Source organism: Deinococcus sp. Arct2-2 (genome assembly GCF_004801315.1).
Classification (GTDB): Bacteria; Deinococcota; Deinococci; order Deinococcales; family Deinococcaceae; genus Deinococcus.
Genome location: NZ_SSNW01000002.1, coordinates 22,931 through 45,765, shown reverse-complemented (window position 1 = coordinate 45,765; position 22,835 = coordinate 22,931). Strand labels below are relative to the sequence as shown.

Annotated in this window: 17 protein-coding genes; 11 read left to right on the top strand and 6 right to left on the bottom strand. The window is 61.4% G+C overall.

From position 1 onward, the window contains the following. Positions 1-7: 7 nt before the first annotated feature. Positions 8-961: a DUF808 domain-containing protein gene (locus E7T06_RS01380; RefSeq protein ID WP_136364064.1), complete on the bottom strand. Its 954-nt coding sequence runs from the start codon at positions 959-961 to the stop codon at positions 8-10. 418 nt (positions 962-1,379) lie between these two features. Here E7T06_RS01380 and E7T06_RS01375 point away from each other — a divergent pair, with 418 nt between their 5' ends. Both E7T06_RS01375 and E7T06_RS01370 read left to right on the top strand, forming a co-directional pair. Next, positions 1,380-3,017 carry a carboxylesterase/lipase family protein gene (locus E7T06_RS01375; protein ID WP_136364063.1) on the top strand — a complete coding sequence of 546 codons (1,638 nt, stop codon included), beginning with the start codon at positions 1,380-1,382 and terminating at the stop codon, positions 3,015-3,017. Between the two features lie 180 nt (positions 3,018-3,197). Beyond that, entirely contained in the window at positions 3,198-4,724 is a 1,527-nt protein-coding gene (locus E7T06_RS01370) for a sensor domain-containing diguanylate cyclase (protein ID WP_136364062.1), read from the top strand. Positions 4,725-4,783: 59 nt separating this feature from the next. On the opposite strand, the gene E7T06_RS01365 is transcribed toward E7T06_RS01370, so the two are convergent. The 3 genes from E7T06_RS01365 to E7T06_RS01355 form a co-directional block, all read right to left on the bottom strand. Beyond that, positions 4,784-5,512, bottom strand: coding sequence for a hypothetical protein (locus E7T06_RS01365; protein WP_136364061.1), 729 nt, complete (start codon positions 5,510-5,512; stop codon positions 4,784-4,786). A gap of 140 nt (positions 5,513-5,652) precedes the next feature. After that, the gene (locus E7T06_RS01360; RefSeq protein ID WP_136364060.1) at positions 5,653-7,911 is read right to left on the bottom strand and encodes a hypothetical protein; all 2,259 of its coding nucleotides are present in this window, start codon (positions 7,909-7,911) and stop codon (positions 5,653-5,655) included. Positions 7,912-8,035: 124 nt separating this feature from the next. Continuing rightward, a complete protein-coding gene (locus E7T06_RS01355; RefSeq protein WP_136364059.1) occupies positions 8,036-8,323 on the bottom strand; it encodes a hypothetical protein in 288 nt (95 codons plus the stop codon). A gap of 742 nt (positions 8,324-9,065) precedes the next feature. Between E7T06_RS01355 and E7T06_RS01350 the strand changes: the two genes are divergently transcribed. The 8 genes from E7T06_RS01350 to E7T06_RS01315 all read left to right on the top strand — a co-directional run bounded on the left by E7T06_RS01350 (position 9,066) and on the right by E7T06_RS01315 (position 18,618). After that, positions 9,066-9,344, top strand: a complete 279-nt coding sequence (locus E7T06_RS01350; protein WP_136364058.1) for a hypothetical protein — start codon at positions 9,066-9,068, stop codon at positions 9,342-9,344. A gap of 89 nt (positions 9,345-9,433) precedes the next feature. Beyond that, positions 9,434-10,906, top strand: a complete 1,473-nt coding sequence (pelF, locus tag E7T06_RS01345) for a GT4 family glycosyltransferase PelF (protein WP_136364057.1) — start codon at positions 9,434-9,436, stop codon at positions 10,904-10,906. Further along, the gene (locus E7T06_RS01340; RefSeq protein ID WP_136364056.1) at positions 10,903-12,459 is read left to right on the top strand and encodes a hypothetical protein; all 1,557 of its coding nucleotides are present in this window, start codon (positions 10,903-10,905) and stop codon (positions 12,457-12,459) included. Before pelF ends, E7T06_RS01340 begins: the two co-directional genes overlap by 4 nt. Before the next feature lie 75 nt (positions 12,460-12,534). After that, entirely contained in the window at positions 12,535-13,530 is a 996-nt protein-coding gene (locus E7T06_RS01335) for a GDP-mannose 4,6-dehydratase (protein ID WP_136364055.1), read from the top strand. 102 nt (positions 13,531-13,632) lie between these two features. After that, entirely contained in the window at positions 13,633-14,421 is a 789-nt protein-coding gene (locus E7T06_RS01330; protein ID WP_136364054.1) for a sugar phosphate nucleotidyltransferase, read from the top strand. 9 nt (positions 14,422-14,430) lie between these two features. Then, a complete protein-coding gene (locus E7T06_RS01325) occupies positions 14,431-15,537 on the top strand; it encodes an NAD(P)-dependent oxidoreductase (RefSeq protein WP_136364053.1) in 1,107 nt (368 codons plus the stop codon). After that, entirely contained in the window at positions 15,518-17,674 is a 2,157-nt protein-coding gene (locus E7T06_RS01320) for a hypothetical protein (protein ID WP_240740791.1), read from the top strand. Before E7T06_RS01325 ends, E7T06_RS01320 begins: the two co-directional genes overlap by 20 nt. A 35-nt stretch (positions 17,675-17,709) precedes the next feature. Next, on the top strand, positions 17,710-18,618 hold the full coding sequence (locus E7T06_RS01315; RefSeq protein WP_168733316.1) for an endo alpha-1,4 polygalactosaminidase: 909 nt from the start codon (positions 17,710-17,712) through the stop codon (positions 18,616-18,618). A gap of 190 nt (positions 18,619-18,808) precedes the next feature. Here the strand turns inward: E7T06_RS01315 and E7T06_RS01310 are convergent, their stop codons facing one another. Next, positions 18,809-20,296: an endo alpha-1,4 polygalactosaminidase gene (locus E7T06_RS01310; protein ID WP_240740790.1), complete on the bottom strand. Its 1,488-nt coding sequence runs from the start codon at positions 20,294-20,296 to the stop codon at positions 18,809-18,811. An 877-nt stretch (positions 20,297-21,173) separates the two neighbouring features. Between E7T06_RS01310 and E7T06_RS01305 the strand changes: the two genes are divergently transcribed. After that, entirely contained in the window at positions 21,174-22,091 is a 918-nt protein-coding gene (locus E7T06_RS01305; protein WP_136364051.1) for an aldo/keto reductase, read from the top strand. 16 nt (positions 22,092-22,107) lie between these two features. Here E7T06_RS01305 and E7T06_RS01300 read toward each other — a convergent pair whose 3' ends face one another. Beyond that, positions 22,108-22,713, bottom strand: a complete 606-nt coding sequence (locus E7T06_RS01300) for a TetR/AcrR family transcriptional regulator (protein WP_136364050.1) — start codon at positions 22,711-22,713, stop codon at positions 22,108-22,110. Between the last annotated feature and the right edge of the window lie 122 nt (positions 22,714-22,835).

Genomic DNA, 22,835 nt, shown 5'->3' with positions numbered 1-22,835 from the left:
GCGCCTCTCAGTGCTGGTTCTGACTGGACTTGTTCTTGCTGGGGAGCAGATGCATCACGGCCACGATGATGCCCCCGACGATCACGCCCACAAGTGCAGAACCGAGGGTATCTACCAACCATTCCACGACGGCTTTGGCCGCAGGCAACGCCGCCCCCGCCCCTACTGCCAAATCGTGCAGAACGTGGGCAGGCCCGCCTACACCGAACTTGTCGAGGCCGTCTATGATGATGTGCCCGCCTACCCACAACATGGCCGCCGTGCCGATAACCGACAGGGCCGACATCACGATGGGCATTCCTTTGACCAAGCCGCGCCCGATGCTGCGGGCCGCGCCAGAACCGCTTTTTGCCAGCTTCAGCCCCACATCGTCGGTTTTGACGATGATGCCGACCAAACCGTACACCAGCGCAGTAATCAGAACAGCTACCAAGATCAGAATGATGGCGCGTGAGACAAACGGTTGGTCAGCCACCTCGGCCAACGAAATGGCCATGATCTCTGCCGACAAAATGAAGTCGGTGCGGATGGCCCCGGCCACCATCGCCTGTTCATGCGCCTCGCTGGTCAGTTTGGCCGCCGATTCGTCCGTCGATTCTTTATGTCCTGCCACAGCTTCATAAAGCTTTTCAGCGCCCTCGTAGCACAGATAAGCGCCGCCCACCATCAGCAGGGGCGTCATGGCCCAAGGCAAAAACTGGCTGAGCAACAACGCGGCGGGCAAAATAAACACGATTTTGTTGCGGAGTGATCCTTTGGCAATTCGCCAAATAATCGGCAACTCGCGGTCTGGCGAAAAGCCCACCACGTAGCGCGGCGTGACTGCCGTGTCGTCTACCACGATCCCGATAGCTTTGGTGCCCGCCTTGCCTGCCGCCGCCGCGATATCGTCCAGAGAGGCGGCGGCGACTTTGGCGATGGCCGCCACATCGTCGAGCAGGGCCACCAAACCGCCACTCACAGCCTCACCTCGCCCGAATGCTTGGGCTGTGAAATAAGTGGTGAGGCTCTGCGGCCACTGCCGACAAATGAATGGGGGGAAGGGTGCGGCAAGTTCATCAGGCCTCTAGCCTATCAATCGGCGGACTCGTTCTCCGGGTGTGTCAGGTAGACCTTAAGGGCAAGGGAAGGGTTGACGTTGGGGCGGCAGACGGCCCGCACACTGAATTCTTGCGTCGGCCCCCGACATTTTGGCGCGGGCGCTGAGCTTCCACTCATGCAGACTCCGTAGGGCACGAATTTTTGGCCCGTCTACGCGCCTTTGTCCCTCTCCGTACAGAACATCTTCGTAAGCTTGCTTACCTTGAGGGCAATCTCAGATCGCCGTTCCACTTGACCGGGTGCCGCTCCGCCTCTTTCCTGCTTCCCTTGAGGTTTTTATGTTGAGAACAGCATTTTCCCGGCTCACGGCAACGACCGTGTTGCTCCTCTGTGCGGCGCAGGCCCAAACGCCAGCTACGCAGACTCCAACCACGCAGATTCCCGTGACCGTGCAGACTGATCAGGGGGCCGTCATAGGGCGGCAGGCCGACGCCAACAGCTTTTTGGGGATTCCCTACGCCGCGCCTCCGGTGGGGAGCTTGCGCTGGCAACCGCCGCAGGCCGCGCCCACTTGGACGGCTCCGCGTGACGCCAGCCAGCCGGGGTCAGTGTGTCCCCAAGTCGCCCTCGGCCTGTTTCCGGTGGCCGGGGTCACGCCCGGAGAAGTGCAGGGCAACGAAGACTGCTTGTTTTTGAATGTGTACACCCCCAGATCGGCCACCGTCGACCGCCGCCTGCCCGTGATGGTGTGGCTACACGGCGGCAGCTTTACGCTCGGTTCTGGCAGTGCCTACGACGGCAGCGTGATGGCCGAGAAATACGGCGTCGTGGTAGTCACTCTCAATTACCGCCTAGGAGCGCTGGGCTTCTTGTCGTTGCCTGCGCTGAATACCGAGGCCGCCGACCAGACTTCAGGTAATTACGGCCTCTTGGATCAACAGGCCGCCCTGCGCTGGGTGGGGCGCAACGTCGCCGGATTTGGGGGCAACCCCAGCGACGTGACCATTTTCGGTGAATCGGCAGGCGGCATGAGCGTGTGCGCCCAACTCGCGTCACCGCAGGCAGCGGGACTGTTCCAAAAGGCCATTATTCAGAGTGGGCTGTGTTTCAGTCCGGGCAACACCGTGACTTTGGCGCAGGCCTCGGGCCGCAACGTGCGCTACGCCGACAAATTGGCCTGCCGCCCCACCGACCTGACCTGTTTGCGTCAAGTCGCCCCCGAAACCCTGCTCAAAACCACCGTGCCGGGACTGCGGCCTGCCAGCAATCTGGTCTGGTCGCCCGTGTACGGGGCCGGAATCTTGCCCCTGACCCTTCAGGACGCCTACGCGCAGGGCCGCTTCAACCGGGTTCCCGTGCTGGCAGGCACCAACCATGATGAAGGCCGCCTGTTCGTTTCCGCCGTTTCCCCTCAGGGCAAACCCGTGAGCGTCATTCAGTACTGGGGCGGTTCGGGTCTTCTGGCGGGCGCGGCCAACCTCGGGCGGGTGCTGGCGCAGTATCCCGTCCGGTCTTACTCCACGCCTGCGCTGGCGTTTGCCACTCTCTTCACCGACGCAGTTTTTAGCTGCCCAGCGGTGCGGGTCGGCACGGCGCTGTCTCAGTACGTGCCTGTCTATGCCTTCGAATTCAGCGATCCGCAGGCCGCCACCTCCATCAAAGCGCCCGCCGACTTGCCGGGGCTGGGTTCGGCCCACAGCAGCGGCCTGATCTACGCTTTTCAGACCCCCATCGAGGGCTTAGGCTCTCCGCAGCAGTTCAGCCCGGAGCAGGCCACACTCTCCAATCATCTCAGCGAGGCGTGGGCGACTTTTGCCAAAACGGGCAAGCCAACCGTAACCGGGCAACCGGAATGGGCACCCTTTGACCCCGCCCGCGCCAACGTGCAGGTGTTCACACCCACTGGCGTGCAAGAAAGTACAGCCTTTGCCGCCGATCACAAGTGCGAGTTCTGGACACGCCTGAACTTGAACTGAGCGGCGTACCCTCTTGCGGCCTCCGGTCAGCCCCCGTGTGCCAGCCTTCCTCTCTCAGCCTCGGCGCAGCTTGAATCCAGACCGGTTCGCGCCTTTACTGACGGCTGAGTTTCTTAAATCATCATTGCTATAATTTGTTGTCAGGGACTTGCCAGAATGGAGCGTTTATGATGAGCTTACATGACCGGCGCTCCCTTCCCTGAACAAGAATATGCCCGGCTGTTGGCGCTGGCTCAGTACGAGATTCTCGATACTTTCCCGGAAGAAGCCTTTGACCGGGTGACTCGGCTGGCGGCCCACTTGCTCAAAACACCTGTGGCGATGGTCAATTTTGTAGATCAACACCGGTTGTGGGGCAAGGCGGCTGTTGGTGTAGACCCGGCCAGAATGCCGCGTTCCGAGGCGCTGTGCGCTTGGACGATTCTGCAAGACACGCCTATGGTCGTCGAGAATGCCCACCTCGATTCCCGCTTTTGCCACAACCCACTGGTCACGGGCGACCCGCATATCCACATGTACGCGGGTGCGCCCCTGACCAGCCCCAGCGGACACCGCATCGGCACGCTCTGTGTCGTAGACGATCAGCCCCACCCGCTGACTGCCGCCGATCTACAGGCCCTTCAAGACTTGGCGGCTCTGGTCGTAGATGAACTGGAACTCAGGATCAAGAATCTGCAACTCAGCCGCGAACTCGGGGCGCAGGAGCAACTGGGCCAAGAACTGCGCCGCATCATGGATCACGGCCGAGTGCTGGAAGGCGTCACCAGCCTGATGGATCTCGACCTCGGGCCAGAAGAAATTACGCTGGCGGCGGCGGGCCTGCTCGGAGAGGCTTTGAGCACCGATTACACGGGCCTGATCTTGTTTCAGGGCGATTCCTTGAGGGTAGAGGCCGCCTACATGCATCCTCGCCTGCCCGCTGTGGCGCAGGCCGTCCCAAAGCAACTCTTCAGCTGGCCGGGCACCATGACCCAAACGCTCAGGCACGCCGTTTCTCCGCTGTATCTGGACAACTACGCCGCCCACCCGAACGCCATACAACAAGTCATCGATGCGGGCATCGGGCAAATTGCTTGGCTGCCTCTGGGCACGCGGGGCAAAGTGACCTCGCTGCTGATGACGGTGCGCCTGAACGACAACCCCGTGACCGAGTGGCGCAGCAGTGACCGGGCGCTCTTGGAGGCAGCGGGGCGCAGCGTGCGGAGCGCCCTAGATCGGCGGTTGGTGATGGACGCGGCCCTGCAAGAAGCGCGTCAAGACCCACTGACTGGGGCGCTGAATCGGCGGGCCTTCGAGCAAGACCTGACCGAATGGAGCGCCGTAGACAAGGCGTTTACCCTCGCCATGCTGGATCTGGACGGCCTGAAAACCGTGAACGACGCCGAAGGCCACGCTCAAGGCGACAAAGTACTTCAAGTCTTCGCCGGAACCCTGTCTGTAGAGTTGGGCAAAGCCGCCAACTTGTACCGGGTCGGCGGCGACGAATTTATCTTGCTGTCGGTGACTACCGAAGAAGACGAACTCAACGAGCAGGTCGATGTGGCGGTCCTGGCCGCGCGGCAGGTGTCTGGACTGCGGGGCGTCAGCGTCGGCATTGCCCAAAGCGAGGAAGCGTCTGGCCCGGCGTTGATCGAGTTGGCAGACCGGCGAATGTACGCGGTCAAGCAGCGCCGTCAAGAACGCCGGGCTGCGTTGATGGCCGAATAGAGCAATACGGGATGAAAAGAGTCCTGCATATGTGCTGTCGCCCTCTGCACAAGGTGGACTCACCCCGCTTCTCCCAATTCCCGCCCCAGTTGCTCGGCGGCGCGTAAAGCCGCTTCTTCGGCCTGGGCGCCGTACTGAGAGAGCAGCGCCCGCAAACGCGACAGTTGTTCGACGTCAAGGTGCGCCCGCACACCCGTTTCGGTGATCTGGCCGGGCTGTCCGGTCAGGCCGCGCACCAGCCCCAGCACAAAGCGTTGTTGTGCGGGACTACTGGCGCGAATCTGGCGTTCAGGGTGGGTCAGGCGGTGGTGGGCGGCGGCAGTGGCGCTCTGCATCCGCTGTGCCAGTGAGCCCGTTTGGGCCAGCACATCGGCGGCCCGGATGGTGCGGGCGGCTTGGCGGTACTGCTCCGGGTCAGCGCCGTGGGTGTACGCCCAGCCGTCGGCGCGAACCTCAGCCAACTTGTTCAGGTCAACGGCGTCCAGCAGTTTCCGCAACTCGGTTTCCGTCAAATCCTCGGCGTCTACCAGTTGCGTCAGCACCTCATCTTGCTGCGGCGTGCCTACACGCGTCATCAGCGAGGCCGTTTCGCGCCATGAATCCAGCGCCGCCATCTCCTGAGACACGGGCAGGCTGGGATCAAGGTCATAGAGGGTCAGATCGTGTGTCCGCAGGTGCGCTAGGAGTAGCCGCCCCGCGTTGTGGCGCTCGCCGCCCACGCCCCGGCGGTACAGGTGAATTAGTTTGCGTCCTTTTTCTATGGCAGCGTCTAGGGCGGGCGAAGTCATGGCCTGATTCTGCCCGGTTTGGGTGCTGTGGGTGGGGCAAAGGTGGGGGGCGGTCTAAGAGTCGAGGGTCTCAGCTGCTAGGGCGTAGACGCTGATCGCACATCTCTTTGCTCTACACGCTTTAGCTCACCCCACCAGACCTATCCTGCCACCGCCGCCCGCCCCGCAATTTGCCCCGCGCTGTTCGCTCTCTGCACCGGCAGCAAGGTCAGCTCGTTCCAGCGCCATGTGGCAATGGTCAGGGCAATGTCCAGCGACTTCACGCTCAGTTCCAGCGGGCCGCCGTCTCCGGTTCCGGACAGTGCAAACCAGCAGCCCAGCGGCACTTGTGCGCCCATCTGTTGGCCCGCTTGCACCTCGCAGGCCGCGTGTTGGGTATACACCACTTGGGGGCCGCTGCCCACCCTCACCGCAAACGCATAAGCCGTCTCCGAGCTTTCCAGTTCGGGGGCGCTGTTTTGTACGTCTAGGCGGGCCACCATGTCCCAGCTGCCCGCAGGCACCGAGGGCCACAACAGGCGCAGCAGTGGCGGCTGGGCATACAGTCCGTTCCTGAGAATTTGAAGGTGGCCGCGTTCGGTGGCCACGCGGTAGCCGTTGCTGGTGCGGCATTCGGTGCGACTGGTCACCACGCCTTCGGGTTCGTGCTGGCTGGGATCGGCGGCGCGGCGGGCCGGAGCCGTAGCGGTAGCCGAAATGGGGGCGGCGAGCGGAGTCGGAAACTGTGCGCTGGCCTGCGCCGCCACATCAGTCAGGCCTGCGCGGGTGGCGTAGTACCGTGCCAGAGCCGGCTGAAGCGTCAAATGATGAACGGCCAGGAGGCTTCTGAGTTCCCGGCGTTCGCTGCTACTGAGGGTTCCCGCCAGCGCCACCCGCATCAGTTCGCTGGAAAAACACAGCCCGTCCTCAAGGTCGCTCGCCTGATACATCAAGCCCGGCATCCGTACCGTTTCTTCGGGTGCGGCGGTGGTCAGCAGGCCTAGCGCCGCGCCCTGTGCCAGCACCGCCGGGGCGTCTGATCCCAGCAGCACGTGGGCCACTGCCATGTCCAGCGGGCCGTACATCAGGCTCAGGCGGGCCAGTGCGCCCCGGAATGCAGGCGGCAGCGGGCCGAGTTCGCCCAGCAAGGCGTCGCGTACCCCAGCGGGCAGGGGCAGGCGCGTGCCGGGCAACTCCAGATCGGCTTCAATCAGTTCGCGGGCATGCAGATCAAGGCCGTCGGATTGCTGCACCACGCGGGTGGCGTAAGCGCGGCGTTGATCGGGGCTCAGCAGTTGTTGGCGCTCGCTCACGGCGTCCATCACTTCATGCACCGCCAGTGCGGGCACCTCCAGACGATGCAGGCGCGAGCGGTCTACGGTGCCCAGCGCGTCCCGTAGGGCGTGCTGCCCATCTGCCGAAGACGGCGACAGCACGAGCATCAGGCTGCTGGGTAGATTCATGGCAAACTGCATGCTGGTCGTCAGAAACGGTGTGGCCTGCCCGATATCGTGAATGGCGATGACCAGGGGATGTCCGGTGGCGGCCACCAGCGTCCACGCCCGCACCAGATCTTCTTCCCGGTGGCCGGGTTGGGCCAACAGTGCGTGCGCTTCGGCGTGTCGTTCGGGGGGCAGCAGGCGCAGCAATTGGTGCAAAAAGGCCGCCCGCTGGAGTTCCGGGTGCGGCGACGCCTGCATTTGAAGGGCCTGCCAATCGCTGCCCGCCACCGCGCCCTGAATCAGTTCGCGTTTGCCCTCGCTGCTGCGGCCACTGAGGATCACCAGTTGCGGCGTTTCTCGGGCCCGCTCCAGCAACTGCCGGAAGCGCCGCGTCAGTTCGGTGCGTTCAAATTTGACGCTGCCCATAGCCCGGCTGGGAGCCGGCGTGATGTGCAGCTGCATGCCCAGTTGGTCGGCCCGCGCCCGGATCAGGCCCGCTGCCGCCAAGCGTCCATTTTGCACCGAACGGGCGTACACCCGCGAAAAAGCGGCCTCCACCTCCTGGCTGATCACCCAGCGCTGACTGTCTACCCACTCACGGAATTCGGTGGAACCCAAGTCTTCCAGCCCGCTCAGCGGCAATCCGCTGCCCTGCGACAGCCACTCGCCCAGGCGCGAATCGGGCAAATGATCGGCCTCCCGCAGCCAGCGGTCGAGGTCGGTGGGCAAGGCCGCCTCCAGCAGCGGTTGGTGCGACGGAAACAAGTCCAGATCGAGGTGGCGCAGGCGGTGCAGTTCCACCCGCAAATTCCGCAGGGCGTCGGGGGTATTCCACATCAATTCGGCCAAATGCTCGCGGTGTTGGGGGCGGCGTTGCAGCGTTAGGTAAATCAGGAGCGCCACCGCCTTCAGCGAGGCATTGACGGGCTTGCCGTCTTTGGCGAGGTAACTGTGCCCAAGCAAATGAATGGTCAGCATAGACAACTCCCTGAAATAATGGCAGAGCAAGAGGGCTGAGCAAGCGGTACTGGCAATCGGTGTACACAAGCGGGGGGCGTGGTAAGGATCAGCAAGCCATTCAACCTTAGGGGCGGCGACATGATCAGGTCATGATCGGCAATGCAGAGCAGCCCAAGCAGGAGGGTTCTTTCCTCTGACACAATGATTCTCTCGGATCCCAACTCTTGTATTCGCTCTGTGCCCCTGACTTGATGGTCTGAAGATTCGTTGGCTTGAAAAAGCTTGAGTTCGAATTCCTCTTTGTCATGTCAAGGAAATCGGGCTGTGGATAAAGCAGTTCGGTGACGTCCTGCTGATGCAGAATGCCGAGTGCAACGAACAGCATGTTGCCGAAGAAGCCGATTGCCGACGCGAGGTAGACCGAAGACACAAGCAAGACAAGCTCAACCGTAACCCAAAGGTCTAAAACATGAGGGGAGAAGTGGGAAACTTCCGTTGGCTCTCATGTTACCAGCAGTGGAACGTTTCCAACGTCAATCAAACGTTAAATTCATCCCTGAATAAGTGACCCGAGATTCATATTAAGATCGCTTTGAAGCGTTCATCTAAAGTCAAAGTTGCTTTTCCTCTCTCCAACGTCAGTTGTGGCAGTGAGCTGCATCCCAGCGGGCAGCGATCTTCTGCCCCTTTCTCTGTCGGGCGGCGATTGGCTCGTTGCTTCGGCCAACGCTCTTTGCCTTACAGCGTGAAGAACCTGTTTCTCAGCCGCAGTGGGTTGGTGCGTCCGCTCAAGCTTCTGCCTCAATGCCCCTGATCGGGTCGAAGATCGTACCCAGCGATCAAAAATTCAGGGCGCAGCATCGACCCCAAGATTCCCAATTCTCGGCTCACAGACGGCTCATCTGTATTCATTGACGCAATTTGATCTATATGAGTAACCTAAAAAGCGAGCCGATTTTTAATGAGAGATTAATGCTACTCCTGCGAATTTAACGCGGCTCAACCCTTCTCATAAATACAGTACAGACGCAGACAGTTTTAGGTTTTGGTGCCCAGAGTTTCATCTGTGGGTACGGCTTAAGCCCTGTGTGAAACAGGAGCAGGCGGATACCCGCTGCGGGTGCTAGGGCCGAGACTTAATTTTCTGCGATCAGGACAAGGAGAAAGTGCCTATGACAGACATCAGTCGCACGGAAGCCGCCCAGAGCGTCCCCTTTTTTACGCAGACCGTATTGCCTCCTCAGCATCAGGTGCCTCAGAAGTCTGTGGCTCCGTTTGGCGTGCAGACGGCTGGAACCACGCTGCCGAGCTTGGCGGCGCTGGCCGAAGAACTGCGGCGGTTGCAACAACTGTGCGTGGCTCAGGCGCGTCGACTTGATGAACTTGAAGCCCGCGAACACCTCAACTGGCCCACCAGAAGCGCCTATGCCCACCTTGAAATCGATCCGTAACGGGAGGTGCAGGCGCCGGGTACAGCCGCGCCGCCGTCACCCGCTCTGCACGCCGTACCGCGCCGATTCTGTCCGATCTGGAGGCCTGAATGATCAAGATCGCCCTGCTGTGTGAAGGCACGTACCCGCATATGCAGGGCGGCGTGAGCGTGTGGTGCGATCAATTGATTGCGGGGTTGCCCGAACATACCTTCGACGTGTACGCCATCAGCGGCCAGCGCATCAGCGAGGGCGGTTGGAAATTGCCGCCCAACGTGAAGCGGCTGGTGAGTGTGCCCCTCTGGGACACGCCTTCGCTGAACCGGGACTCTGGCACTGGGCGTGGCTGGCACAATCAGCACGCGCTCGACAGTGCTTATTCTCAACTGCTGTACAGCCTCCTCATCGGCACCAATGACACCGAACTGTTTTTGACGGCCCTGCGGAAAATCTTTGACTACGCTCAACTCGGAGACTTGACGCAGGCGCTGACCACCCGCCACAACACGGTGCAGCTGTACCAGATGTGGCGCACTTACGGGCGCAGCAGCAGTGTGAAGGAACGTCAAGGCGATCTGCTGCTCCAACCTACCCTCGACGACGCTCTGCAGGCCAGCGTGTGGCTGGAGCATTTTTTGCGGCCCCTCTCTTGTCCGCCGCCCCAAGTGGACGTGTGCCACGCGGCGTCCAATGGCCTCAGCCCCTTGCTGGCCTTTGCCTGCAAATGGGCTTACGGCACGCCGTTCGTGCTGACCGAACACGGTATTTATCTGCGCGAACGCTTTTTAGAGATGCGCCACAGCACCCACACGCCCGCCTTCAAGTCGTTCCTGATGCGCTTTTACCGCCTGCTGACCTCGGCGGCGTACCAGATGGCCGACCTGATTACGCCGGGATCGCACTACAACGAACGCTGGGAAGTCCGCAATGGGGCCGACCCAGACCGCATTCGCCCTGTCTACAACGGTGTCAATCCCGCTTTCTTTCCTACGCCCACGGCAGAACCCAGTGCCCCGACCATCAGTTGGGTGGGCCGCATCGATCCCCTGAAAGATTTGGGCACGCTGATTCGGGCCTTTGGCGTAGTGCGGGAAGCCATGCCCGACGCCAAATTACGGATGTTCGGGGCCGTGCCGAAGGGCAATGAGGGCTACGCGCTGCATTGTCAGGCCATGATCGACCAGTTTGGCCTGAACGACGCCGCCACCTTTGAAGGACGGATCGAAGACGTGGTAGACGCCTATCACGCCGGACATATGGTGGCCCTGACCAGTATTTCGGAAGGGTTTCCTTACACCCTCATCGAAGCGATGGCGTCGGGCAAAGCCACTGTGGCGACTGATGTGGGCGGCGTCACCGAGGCGCTGGGCAGCACGGGATTGATCGTGCCGTCGCGGGATCACGGGGCGGTGGCGCAGGCCAGCCTGAGGCTGTTGGGCAACGCGGGCCTCCGCAATACCCTCGGGCAAGCGGCCCGGACGCGGGTGCTGTCGCAGTTTACGCTGGAGAGTTTCTTGCACGTGTACCGCCACATTTACCCGCATGTGGTGTTGCAGAGCAGCGCGGGGCGGTGGGCGCAGTGACGGCCCCGCTGAGAACGGCCCTGACTGCGGCCCAACGTGGTCCGGAACGCCGCTCTTCTGACCCCTTGGCCGTGCTGTCGCGCCACCTGAATCAAGACTGCTTGCATGCCCTCCAACCGCAGGAATTGGCCGCCATTCTGGAAGCCGAAGGCTACACGGACGCGCTGATTCAGGAACGGTACGGTGATCCCAGCGTGTTTGCCTGCGCCGAGCGCCTGTTTCAGTTGGTGCCCTACCGACCGCCGACGCTGGCCCGTGCGGCCGCGCCCACCCTGCGTCCCGGTTCTCTCGGGCGTGACCTGCTGCGCGGCGTGATTTACCTGCTTCCGGCGGTGTGGTCGCCTGCGGTACTGGCCCTGGGCTGGAACGGAAGCCAAAGCGTAGGAGGAGACGCCAGCCAAAGCACCAGTCTCAGCAGCATTCAGGGCGCGGGCCTCGGCCTTCTCATCTCCAGCTTCTTCGGCTGGGGCTGGATGCAGAGCGTGGCCTACTTGGGCTATCTCGGCTTGGCGACCAGCCCAGCAGAGACGGCCAGAATGCTGCGCTGGGCCGGGGCGGGCGCGGTGGCCCTCACGGGTGTGCTGGCGGCGGCGGTGGCCCTGTGGCTGGGGCAAGACCCAGTGCAAGTGGGCGTGGTAGCGCTGAGCATCGCGTGCTATTTGGCGGCCGCCACCACACTTTTGGTTCTCAGCAGCGAAATCCTGTTGGTCATCAGCCTGCTGCCCGCCCTGACATGGACGGGTTTACAGGCGGCCTTCTCGGGCGGCGTGGTGCCCGACAACGCCCCGCAACAAGCCGCCGCAGTCTTGGCGCTGGCCGTGGGATTGCCCGTGGTGGCCGCCCTCTACAGCAGCCAACCCGCCCTGATCGGGGCGATGCAAGCAGCGGCGGCACGGGCGCGGGGCGTTTCTCTGGCCGCTTCGTCGGCCCGCAGATTGGGCTGGGCCGCCTTTCAGCGGGCGTTGCCGCACGCGGGCTACGGCTGGCTGTGCGCCGGATTTTTGTCGCTGGCGCTGCTGCATCCCTTCACGCCGTCTGCCCAGATTGGGGCCGCTGACGCTGCCGGAATGCTGGGCCTGTCGTGGAGCCTCGCGCCGCTGGTGCTGAGCATGGGCGTGCTGGAACTGAGCGTGCGCCGAATCCACGCCGCTCTGAAACAGCAGGCGGGCACGACTGGAACGGTTCGCAGCATCGTCAGAAGCAGCGCGTGGCAGGTGCTCAAGGTGTGCTTTCAGTACACGGCACTCCTGTTCTTCGCTTACGTGTTGGCCCGCCTGTTGGCCCCGGAATTCGGGTTTCAGCGCCCGTCGTGGCTGCTGGTCCTGGGGCATCTGCACGTGGCGGCGGCGCTCCTGCTCAGCGGCCTGCTGATCAATTTTGGGGCGCTACACCGGGTCTTGGGGGCGTGGGCGTTGGCCCTGGCCGCACAAGTGGCCTTGCTGCTGGCGCACGTCGATGTCGTGGGGAGCTACGCCCTCAGCGCAGGCGGCGTGCTGGCGCTCCTGCTGGCCCTGATGTGGCTGGCACTGATGGATATCCGCAACCTCGGCTGAACCTCTGCGCCCTTTCCCTCTGTCTCTCCATTCAAAACCCTCTCTCCAACAGCTGCTGGTTGAAAAGGAACGCCCATGAATAAGCTCGTGACAGTGACAGGTGCAGAAGGATTTATCGGCTCCCATTTGGTAGAGGCCTTGGTCAGAAGCGGTGTGCGGGTGCGGGCGATGGTGCTGTACAACTCGTTCAATGCTTGGGGCTGGCTGGATCAGTTGCCGCCCGACGTGCTGGAGAATGTAGACGTCGTGATGGGCGATGTGCGCGATCCGGTGTCGGTGCGCGAGTGCATGCGGGACGCCGAAGTGGTGTACCATCTGGCCGCCCTGATCGCCATTCCGTATTCCTATCAGGCCCCCCATTCTTACGTACAAACCAATGTGGTGGGCACACTGAATGTGCTGGAAGCTGCCCGCGATCTGCACACGCCGCGGGTCATTCACACCAGCACCAGCGAGGTCTACGGCACGGCGCGGGAAGTGCCCATTCACGAGTCTCACCCGTTGCAGGCACAGTCGCCCTACGCGGCGTCCAAGGTAGGGGCCGACAAGTTGGCCGAAAGTTACCACCTCAGCTTTGGCCTGCCCGTGGTCACGCTGCGGCCCTTCAATACTTACGGCCCCCGCCAATCGGCCCGCGCCGTCATTCCCACCATCATCAGCCAAATCGCCGCCCGCGCCCCGGTGGTCAAAGTCGGCTCTCTGGCTCCTACCCGCGACTTCAATTATGTGTCCGACACGGCGAAGTCCTTCCTCGCGGTGGGCAACGCACCGGCCGCCGACGTGGTGGGGCGCACCTTTAATACCGGAACTGGCGTAGAGGTGTCGGTGGGCGAACTGATCGGGGCCATTGCCGACGTGATGGGCCGGGAGGTGGAAATACAGCAAGAAGCCGTGCGCCTTCGCCCCGACGCCTCAGAAGTCCTGCGCCTCGTGAGCAACAGCGGAGAACTGCGCCGCGTGACCGGTTGGCAGCCCGAATTTCCGCTGCGTTCGGGGCTGGAACGCACCAGCACGTGGTTCCTGGACGGCGGCAATCTGGCCCACTACCGCACGGGGATGTACGTGGTGTAGCAGGTGTTCTAGCGCTCCCCTCTAAGGAGGGCGGTGTAAAGCAACGGGGGGGTTGCCCTCCAACCTTTACCTCTCATTTCATTCCCCAAAAGGAGACTCATCATGCACGCAGTTATTCTGGCAGGCGGCAAAGGCACCCGGCTTCTTCCCTACACCACCTGCGTTCCCAAGCCGCTCGTGCCCATCGGCGACCGCTTTTCCATCCTCGAAATCGTGTTGCACCAACTGTCGCACTTCGGATTCCGGCGCGTGACGCTGGCGATCGGGCATATGGGACCGCTGATCCGGGCCTTCGTGGGTGACGGCGGGCGCTGGGGCCTGAACGTCAACTACTTGCAAGAAACCTCGCCACTGGGCACCATCGGGCCGCTGCTGGGCGCACTGCATACGCTGCCCGAACACTTTTTGGTCATGAACGGCGACGTCCTGACGGACCTCGATTACGGCAAGCTGCTGCGCCAACACAGCGCCTCTGCCGCGCCCGTCACGGTGGCGACCTACGCCCGCGAAGTTCGCAGTGAATTTGGCGTGCTGGATATTCAGGAAGGCGAGATCATCAAGTTCCGTGAAAAGCCCGTCTTCGATTTTATGGTCAGCATGGGCATCTACGGTTTTTCGCGCGCCACGCTCACCAACTACGCGCCCGGCCAACCCTTCGGCTTCGATGATCTGGTTCTGGATTTGCTAGCCCGCAACCAGCATCCGGCCAGCTTTCCGTTCAACGGCTACTGGCTCGATATCGGCCGCCCCGAAGACTATGACCGCGCCAACGCCGAGTTCAACACCCGCCTGCCTCAGCTGATGCCGGGGTTCGCGTCGGACTTGCCGGGCTTTGGTCCCAGCGAACTTGCCGAATCTGCCGACCTGCGGGCCCCGCAGCCCAGCAACTAGGCCGGATGTATGCAGCCCCCTCACTCCCCAACCCCGCGCCTGACCCGCGTGTTGCTGCTCGGCGGCGGCGGTTTTATCGGCCTGCACATCGGGCGGCGGCTGCGGCAACAGCCTGACCTCCTGACGTTGGTGGGGCCGCCCCGCGCCCAGCTGGATTTGGTGCGGGCCAGCGCCTCGGCGTGGGACTGCCTGATCACGGCGGCCCGCCCAGACGTGATTATCAATGCCGCTGGCCGGGTGTCCGGAACCCCGCAAGAGCTGTTCGACGGCAATATGCTGATCGTCTCCGGGTTGCTGGCCAGTCTGAACCGGCTGCAACTGTGGCCCTGGCTGGTGCATCTGGGTTCGGCGGCAGAATACGGCGTCACGGCGCCCGGGCTCCCGGTCAAAGAAGACGCGCCTTGTCACCCCGTCAGCCCTTACGGCGTGGGCAAATTGGCCGCCACGCAACTGATTCAGGAGGCCCTCCACTGGAATACGGCGCGGGGCGTGGTGCTGCGGGTGTTTAATCCGCTGGGCGCGGGCCAAAGCGGGGCCACCTTGCCTGGACACGCCGCGAGCCTGCTGCGCGAGGCCATGCGGCAGCCCAACAGTGCCCCCAGCGGCACCCTTAGCTTCGGTGATCTGTCGAGCAAACGCGATTACGTGGATGTGCGTGACGTGGCCCGCGCCGCCGTGTTTGCTGCCCACTTGGGTCAGTGTCCGTCAGAGTTCGTGTCTGCGGCTCTCCAGCCCTCTGCCCTCCCAAGTGCTGGCGTGCTGAATGTGGGTTCTGGGCAAGCACGCCCCTCCCGCGCTGTGGTGAGCGGCTTGGCGCAATTGGCCGGATTCACGGGCCGCATCACCGAAACAGCTCCCAGTTCGCCGCGTTCCGACACGGTGCAGAGCCAGCAGGCCAGCATTCAGCAACTCTGCGCCCTCGGTTGGTCTCCGCATTACACCTTCGAAGACGCTCTCCACGACCTGTGGTTTCACCCGTCGCCCCTGGATTGGGACGCGCCTTCCGCATTTCCACCGGGTCACCTCCCGTCAGGCTCGATCTTGTCAGGACCAAGCTCACCTGGCCCCCGCTCGCCCGTACCAAAGGAGTCTGCACATGAAAAATCCCGGATCTAGGCATTTAGGGTACAAAACGGCGGCTCAGGCAGTCCTGACCGTGGCAGGACTGCTGCTGCTGGGCGGCTGTATGCAGGACACCAAGACCGTGCAGGCGCAGCCAGATGAGATTCAGGCTGGCGATCAGGGTGCCGACGACTTCAGTCATCTGCAAAACCACCTGCACGCCCCTGCGCTTGCCCCACCTGCCCGGCCCGACGCCCGCAATGTCACGCCGCTGCGGGAGCTTCGTGGAGCCAAGCCCCGGCTGCCTCTGCAAACCCTGAGTCTCACGCCCAATACGAATGTGGTGGCCCTCAAAGTGCTGGTGCTGAGCGCCAACGCTTATGACGGAACCCAAAGCGCCGCGACGACCATGCTGGCGCAGGCGGGCGTGCCCTACGACGTAGTCAATCCCAGTGTGCCGGGCAGTTTCACCGCCGATACGTTGGTGGCCGAAGACGGCACGGGCAAGTATCAGGGTGTCATGTTAACCACTGGGAATCTGGCGTACGAGGCCAGTCCGGGCAACTGGCAAAGTGCGCTGGACTGGGCAGGCTGGAACCTGCTGTGGCAATACGAGCAAGACTACAAGGTGCGCCAAGTGTCGCTGTACACCTACCCCAGCTCCTGGCCCGAAGATTACGGCCTGCGTGACGCTGGGCTGGCGTCGGCCACCGCCAATCCCAAGCTTACGGCGGCGGGCAACGGCGTCTTCACCGACCTGCGCCCCGGAGTCGTCTTGCCCATTCAGTACGCCTACAACTACCCGGCGACGGTGGCTGCCGTGCCGGGCGTCACCACCACACCGCTGCTCAGCGATGCAAATGGCCGCGTGCTGGCGGCCCGCTCGGACACCGCCGGGCGCGAACGGCTGGCCCTGACCTTTGCCCAAAACCCTGATCTGCTGCATTCCGAACTGTTGGGGTACAGCCTCGTCAAGTGGCTCACCAAAGGCGTGCATCTGGGTGAATACCGCCGGTTCAATCAACTCGACATCGATGACTGGTTCTTGCCCGGCGACCTGTACAACGCCACCACTAAAACCGTCAGCCCCGACGCCTTCCGCATCTCGGCCAGCGACGCCCTCTCGTTGTCAGCGCAGCAAACGTCCTTGCGTCAGCGGTATCCGGTTTCTTCAGAATTTAAGTTTGCCATCGTGTACAACGGTGGGGGAGCCAATACCGCCGCACCCCTGAGCTGTGCGACCAACGCCGTCAGCCCTGACCGCCTGACCAGTATGTCGCGCTGCCTCGCCAACAGTTTCGATTGGGTCAGCCACACCCGCGATCACCTGTACATGGATTTCCTGAACTACGACGATTCGTTTGCACAGTTGCAGCCCAATCTGACCATCGGGGCGCAACTGGGCCTGAATATCAGTACCAAGAGTCTGGTTACGGGCGACATGTCGGGGCTGGGCTATTACAACCCGGCGGGCGAAGGCCCCAAAACAGATTTCGGCTTGGCTGCGTCCAATACGAGTTTCTTGTCGGCGGCCCAAAACACAGGCACGCGCTACCTGTCTTCTAACCGCTCTGTGCCCAGCCAGTGGGATGCGGGCTGCATGAACTGCGGCCTGACCCACCCGCTGAACCCCAATATTTTCCTGATTCCGCGCTGGCCCACCAACGTTTTTTACCATGTGACCACGCCCGCGCAGGCAGTCACGGCCTACAACGGCGTGTACGGCCCCACCGGAACGGCTCCGTACTGGCCCGCCGATCTCACCTACAATCAATATCTCGACAAAGAGACCGATTTGGCCCTCGGTCACGTCCTCAGCGGCAGCGCCTACCCGCACTACATGCATCAGGGCAACTTGCGCCAGCACACCACAGGCCGCAGCCTCGCCTCCGACTGGGAATCGGCGCTGCTGACCAAATATTCCAAATACAGCACCCTGCCCCTGAAAACCCTGCGCTGGGACAGCCTCGGAGCCTACATCGAAGCCCGAACCTCTTATATGAAGAGCGGCATGAGCGGCAGTTGGGATAGGGCCGCCAAAACCTTGACGCTGCGTTCTGTGGGCGGTGGAGCAGGCTTCGTCACGGGTGCAGCGGCAAGTGGCCTCGGCAGCAGCGAAGTGTATAGCGGCAATACCATCAGCACGTTTACGTTGGGGGCTGGACAGGTCGTTACGGCGCCTGTGCCCTGATGGGCCGTCTGACCCGTACTTCTCCTCTCCCTCCCGTGCCGTCTTCGGTTCCGGAGCGCAGCCGTCACCGTCATGCTCTGGCGCTGTATTACGGCCAAGACGCCTTGCCGCTGCTGGCCCGCTATCAGCGGGTGGTGGTACAGCCGGGTCATTTCAGCGCCGCTCAGGTGACTTGGTTGCGCCAGCGCGGCGTGCAGGTGTTGGCTTACCTGAGCCTCGGGGAAGACGGCAGCGGCCAACCGCAAGACTGGCTGACCGATGAACCGCCGACCGTCTGGAAGACCCGCTTGGTCAATGCCAGCCATCCGGCGTGGCGGGCACATATTCAGGCACAAGTGATGCGCGGCAATGCTGTGTTCAGCGGCTTTTTTCTGGATACCCTCGACGCGGCTACCCGCGACCCCCGGCAAGTGCGGGGCATGCTGAAACTGGTGCGGTTGGTGCGCCAGTGGGCTGGCCCCCGCTACCTGTTGACCAACCGGGGCGTTGGCCTGCTCCACCGGTTACGTGGCACCGTCAACGGCGTGCTGATCGAATCTTTCTCGACGACTTGGCAGGCCAGTTCGGGCCAGTTCAGTGCAAGTCAACCCGGTGCAGATCAGCCCGGTGCCAATCAGTTCAGTGCCGATCAGCCCAGAACCGATCAGCCCAGTACCGGGCCAGAAGGCTACCGCGCCTACACCAAGCCGGAATTGGAATACACCTCGCACCTGTTAGAGCAAGTGCGGCGGCTGGGTTTAGAGGTGTACGCCCTCGACTACGCCGATACCCCCCAGCTCCGAAGGTTCGCGCTGCGGCGGGCAGCCAGCTTCGGCGTGTCCACGTTCATCAGCAACCGCGAACTCTCGTTGCCCACAGGGTACACGCCGCCGCCCAAGCGGTCTGGAGCTGCCAGACAGAACACCACCGCACAGGGCGGTGGACATAGCAGCCTCGGCCGCTAGCGGGTTGAAAACGTCAGCGCTCTAATTGATCAAGAGCAAACCAATGAAGCCAACTCAGCGGAAACTAGATCAACAGGAGATGCGCCCAGCCGACTGTACAAGTCCGACTGGAACGCATCTTCACTTTAGTTTCGGTCAGGGGGCTTTAGCTTTTGGCTACCCTGCCCACTCACTCTTCACAAAACGCTGATCAGTTGCAGCTTTCGCGTTTGTAACCGGAAGCGTTGCCGCCCGCCAGATTCAAGTCTTTGCGAATGGTATTGATCTTGAGGCTGTTCGACAGATTGCAGTCGAGGGCTGACTTGTATTCCGTATTCAGGGCCAACTTGCCGCGCTTCACGTACTCGGCGAGTGGAGCACATTCGCCGTACTGCTGGCACTCTTCGTTCAAGATGCCGTCGAATTTTTCCACCATCATCTTGCCTGTGCGGTCTTTGAGCAAAATCTTGTCGGGGCCGTTTTTCTGGAGCACCGCCAGCCCGGCGGCGTGCGCCTGATCGGCCACCCAGCCGTTGAAATCGATCTGCTGCTGGGTCGTGATTTTGCCGCCGCTCACATTTTCGTCGTTTTGCAAGTTATCGGGTTCGATGGCCGCGAAGCCTTTGTCCTTGCACATTTTGAAGCGGTTTTTGAGGATGATAGCCAGCACCGAATTGGGTTTGAACACGTCATTGACATCCAAAAAGTACTCGGCGGGCCAATCGGGGTCTTGCTGGATTTTCAGGTAGCTGGGGTACTGGGCAGAATCGGGGCGGCCCGGCTCGTAGCTGCCGACATCCAAATAGCAAACGGTGTAGACGCCCTGACTGTTCAGCTGCGCCACTTTTGCCGCCGAAATATCGAAGCCGTCCAGATCTATCAATTTCACTCCGCTGGGAACGGTGACGTTGCTGTCGCTCCCCGCGCCGATTTGCCAATCCCAAGATACGGTGCCGGTGGGCGGCAGCTTGAGGCCTGTGGTGGGGGCAGCAGGAGGCGTGGGAGTCGGGGCGGGAGCCGGAACCGGAGTTGGAGCAGGAACAGGGGCGGGCGGCGTAGGAACGGGAGTGGGAGCAGGAGGCGTGGGCTTGGGCGGAGTCGGGGTTGGGGCAGGCGTCGTGGCCGCCGTCACCGGGTCGATCAGCAATTCGTCGATCAACGTGCCCCGGTTCCAAGTCTGCTCGCCGTTCAGGAACACCACGCTCAGCCGGTCGCCGGGCGCAAGAGTGAACTTGCCAAACGAGACAGTCGCGTAAGTGGCCGACTTGATCTCTAGCCGTGCCAATTCCACACCGCCGCGCCGCAAGGCCACGACTGGGTTGCCCTGATAAGCCTCGGCCAGTGCCTTGACCCGGATCAGGTAGCTGCCCGCTTTGGTTGTGGCTGGCACAGTGAAACGCACGCTGCTGCCTGTGCTGTACAGCCCCACAGCTTTGCCGCCGCTGGCCGCTGGGTCGTCGATGATTTCGGCGTCGCGCAATGTTCCCGGCTGCACCACCGTTTGCGGCTGGAGTTGTTCACCGGAAAACTGAGTGGCGCGTTCCACAGTCGCCTGCTCGGCTTGAAAGGAGGCCTCAGCCGAGGGGGCCACCGGGTCGGCGGAGGAGAGAACGGAGGTTCCGCAGGCGCTCAGCAACGATGCCGTGACCAACAGCATTAAGGGTGTGCGGCGGGAGTTCAGCGGATTAATAATCTTCATGAGCGGTAGGCTACAGGCCGTTCAATTAATTGCATAACGGAAAATCGACATGTATTATTAGATTTCTCGCTTCGCTAACGCTTTAAGAGGTTTATGTAAATCGTGGAGATCAGTCACATGTAAGGAAAGTGTCAGATCAGGCAATTCAATTATGAATATAACTTTATAAGAACATGAGAACTTGATGCACTTTTCTATCGATCTGGTTCGTTAAAGTAGAATATTTTGGGCGATATGGAGTGGGCCTACGTTTTGTATATATGTTATGAACAAAAACTGACTGCTTTTTGTTGAAGTCGAGTATGTTTAGGTGAGTAAGGCAAGACTTCAAGATCGGCATTCATGCCTATAAAATTCGCGTATTCACTTGAAATTACTTCCACCTGTGAAAGAGTCGTTTTGAAAAGGCCCGTTTCTGGTCAAGCAGTATTGTGAAATCGGCTGCCAGTGGGGTAAAGCCTGTCCCTCGAACCATGAGCCGAGCTGAATCGGTTCAGACATTTGGAGGCTCGCTGGTTGCCAGCGGCTCTGGTCACCTGCTTCCCTCTTCGCTGTTCCCGTTCATCAGTGGTCAGAACACATGAGCAGACTTCATGAAGCAAAAATTAAGACAGCCCTGAAGGCTCTTTTTTGATGGACTTCACATACGAGCAAGTTGTGCAACTGAGATTCATCCCTTCGCCCATGTTGAGTGCCGGTTACATTGCCTCAAAGATCGGCCTGGTCCCGCGTGACCGAGTCATAAGCAATCTTTTATCTGGGCGGCGCGTTGCCTGTTGGTGTGACAGTCTGAAGACCGTCGTGTGGGCAATGCAGCAATACAGCCAGCTTTGGCTGATCTGCCCTGCCCACACCAGTTCTGAGGAGGACAGCGATTATGCGAACCATCAAACTTGGCAGCAGTGACTTAGATGTGCCTGTGGTGTCCGTCGGCTGTATGCGGATCAATTCGCTGGAGAAGCAGGATGCGGCGCGATTTGTGCAGACTGCATTGGATGCGGGTGCGAATTTCTTCGATCACGCCGATATTTACGGCAAAGGCACTTGCGAGGAAATCTTTGCAGACGCCATCGGCATGAGCAGCAGCGTGCGCGAGAAGCTCATTTTGCAGTCTAAATGCGGCATTCGCCCCGGCATGTTCGACTTCTCCAAAGAACACATCCTGTCTTCGGTAGACGGCATCCTGAAACGCCTGAAGACCGACTACATCGATAGTTTGCTGTTGCACCGTCCCGACGCCCTTGTGGAACCTGAAGAAGTGGCCGCCGCGTTCGACGAACTAGAAACGTCGGGCAAGGTGCGTCATTTTGGTGTGTCCAATCAGCATCCGCGCCAAATCGATTTGCTGAAAAAGTACGTGAAGCAGCCCATTGTCGCCAACCAACTGCAACTGAGCATTACCAACGCCACCATGATTACGGGCGGATTTAACGTGAACATGGAAAATGACGCGGCGGTGAACCGTGACGGCGGCGTGCTGGATTACTGCCGTCTGCACGACATCACCATTCAGCCTTGGTCGCCCTTCCAATTCGGATTTTTTGAAGGGGTCTTCCTCGACAACGCCAAATTCCCCGAACTGAACGCCAAAATTGACGAGATCGCGGCTAAATACAGCGTCGGCAATACGACGATTGCGATGGCTTGGCTGCTGCGTCACCCCGCCAAAATGCAGCCAGTGACAGGCACCATGAATCTTCAGCGCCTCAAGGACTGCTGTAAAGCCAGCGAGATTGACCTGACCCGCGAGGAATGGTACGGGATTTTGCTGGCCGCCGGAAACGTCTTGCCCTGAGCCTCCTTCCTCTCCACTAACCTTTTTCGCCGCCCAACAGCGCCCGCGCCACCGCCTGCGCCTGCTGGGCGGCGTTTGGGTCACGGGTCATTCGGGCCACAGCCGTCGCGCCTTCGATTAACAACAGGAATTGGCTGGCGAGGGCAGAAGGGTTCGGGGCGTCGGCCTCGGCCAACCAGCCTTCCAGCAGGGCGCGAACCCGCTCTTTATGGTCGGCCAACAGTGCCTGTGCCGGGTGCTGCGGGTCGGCCAATTCTGTGCCGACATTGCCAAGCAAACAGCCCCGAAAAAACGGCAACGCAAACCATTCGGCCAGGGCGTCGAACACGGCCAGCGGGCGGGCGCGGGCTTCCGGGGCCAACGCCCGCACCCGTTCGTCTAGCCACGCTATCCAGCGGGCATCGCCTTGCCGCATAAATTCCAAGATCAATTCGTCTTTGGTGGCAAAGTGCGCGTACAAGGTGGCTTTGGCGACGCCGCTTTCGGCGATGATTTCGTTGATGCCTACATTGGTCACGCCGCGCCTATAAAACAGCACGCGGGCCGTGTCCAAAATACGGTGGCGCGGCGTGGCGGGCGGCTCCCCTGCGAAGGTCGGGCCAGTGGGACCGGGGGAAGTCATGCCCCAGCTTACACCAGCTACTAGACAGACCGGTCTGTATGGGACTACGGTTGTCCCAAGACGTTGGCAGGGGAACGCGGCAGGGCTGGCTTCTTTTGGCTGGAGAGACGTTTTAGATTTGG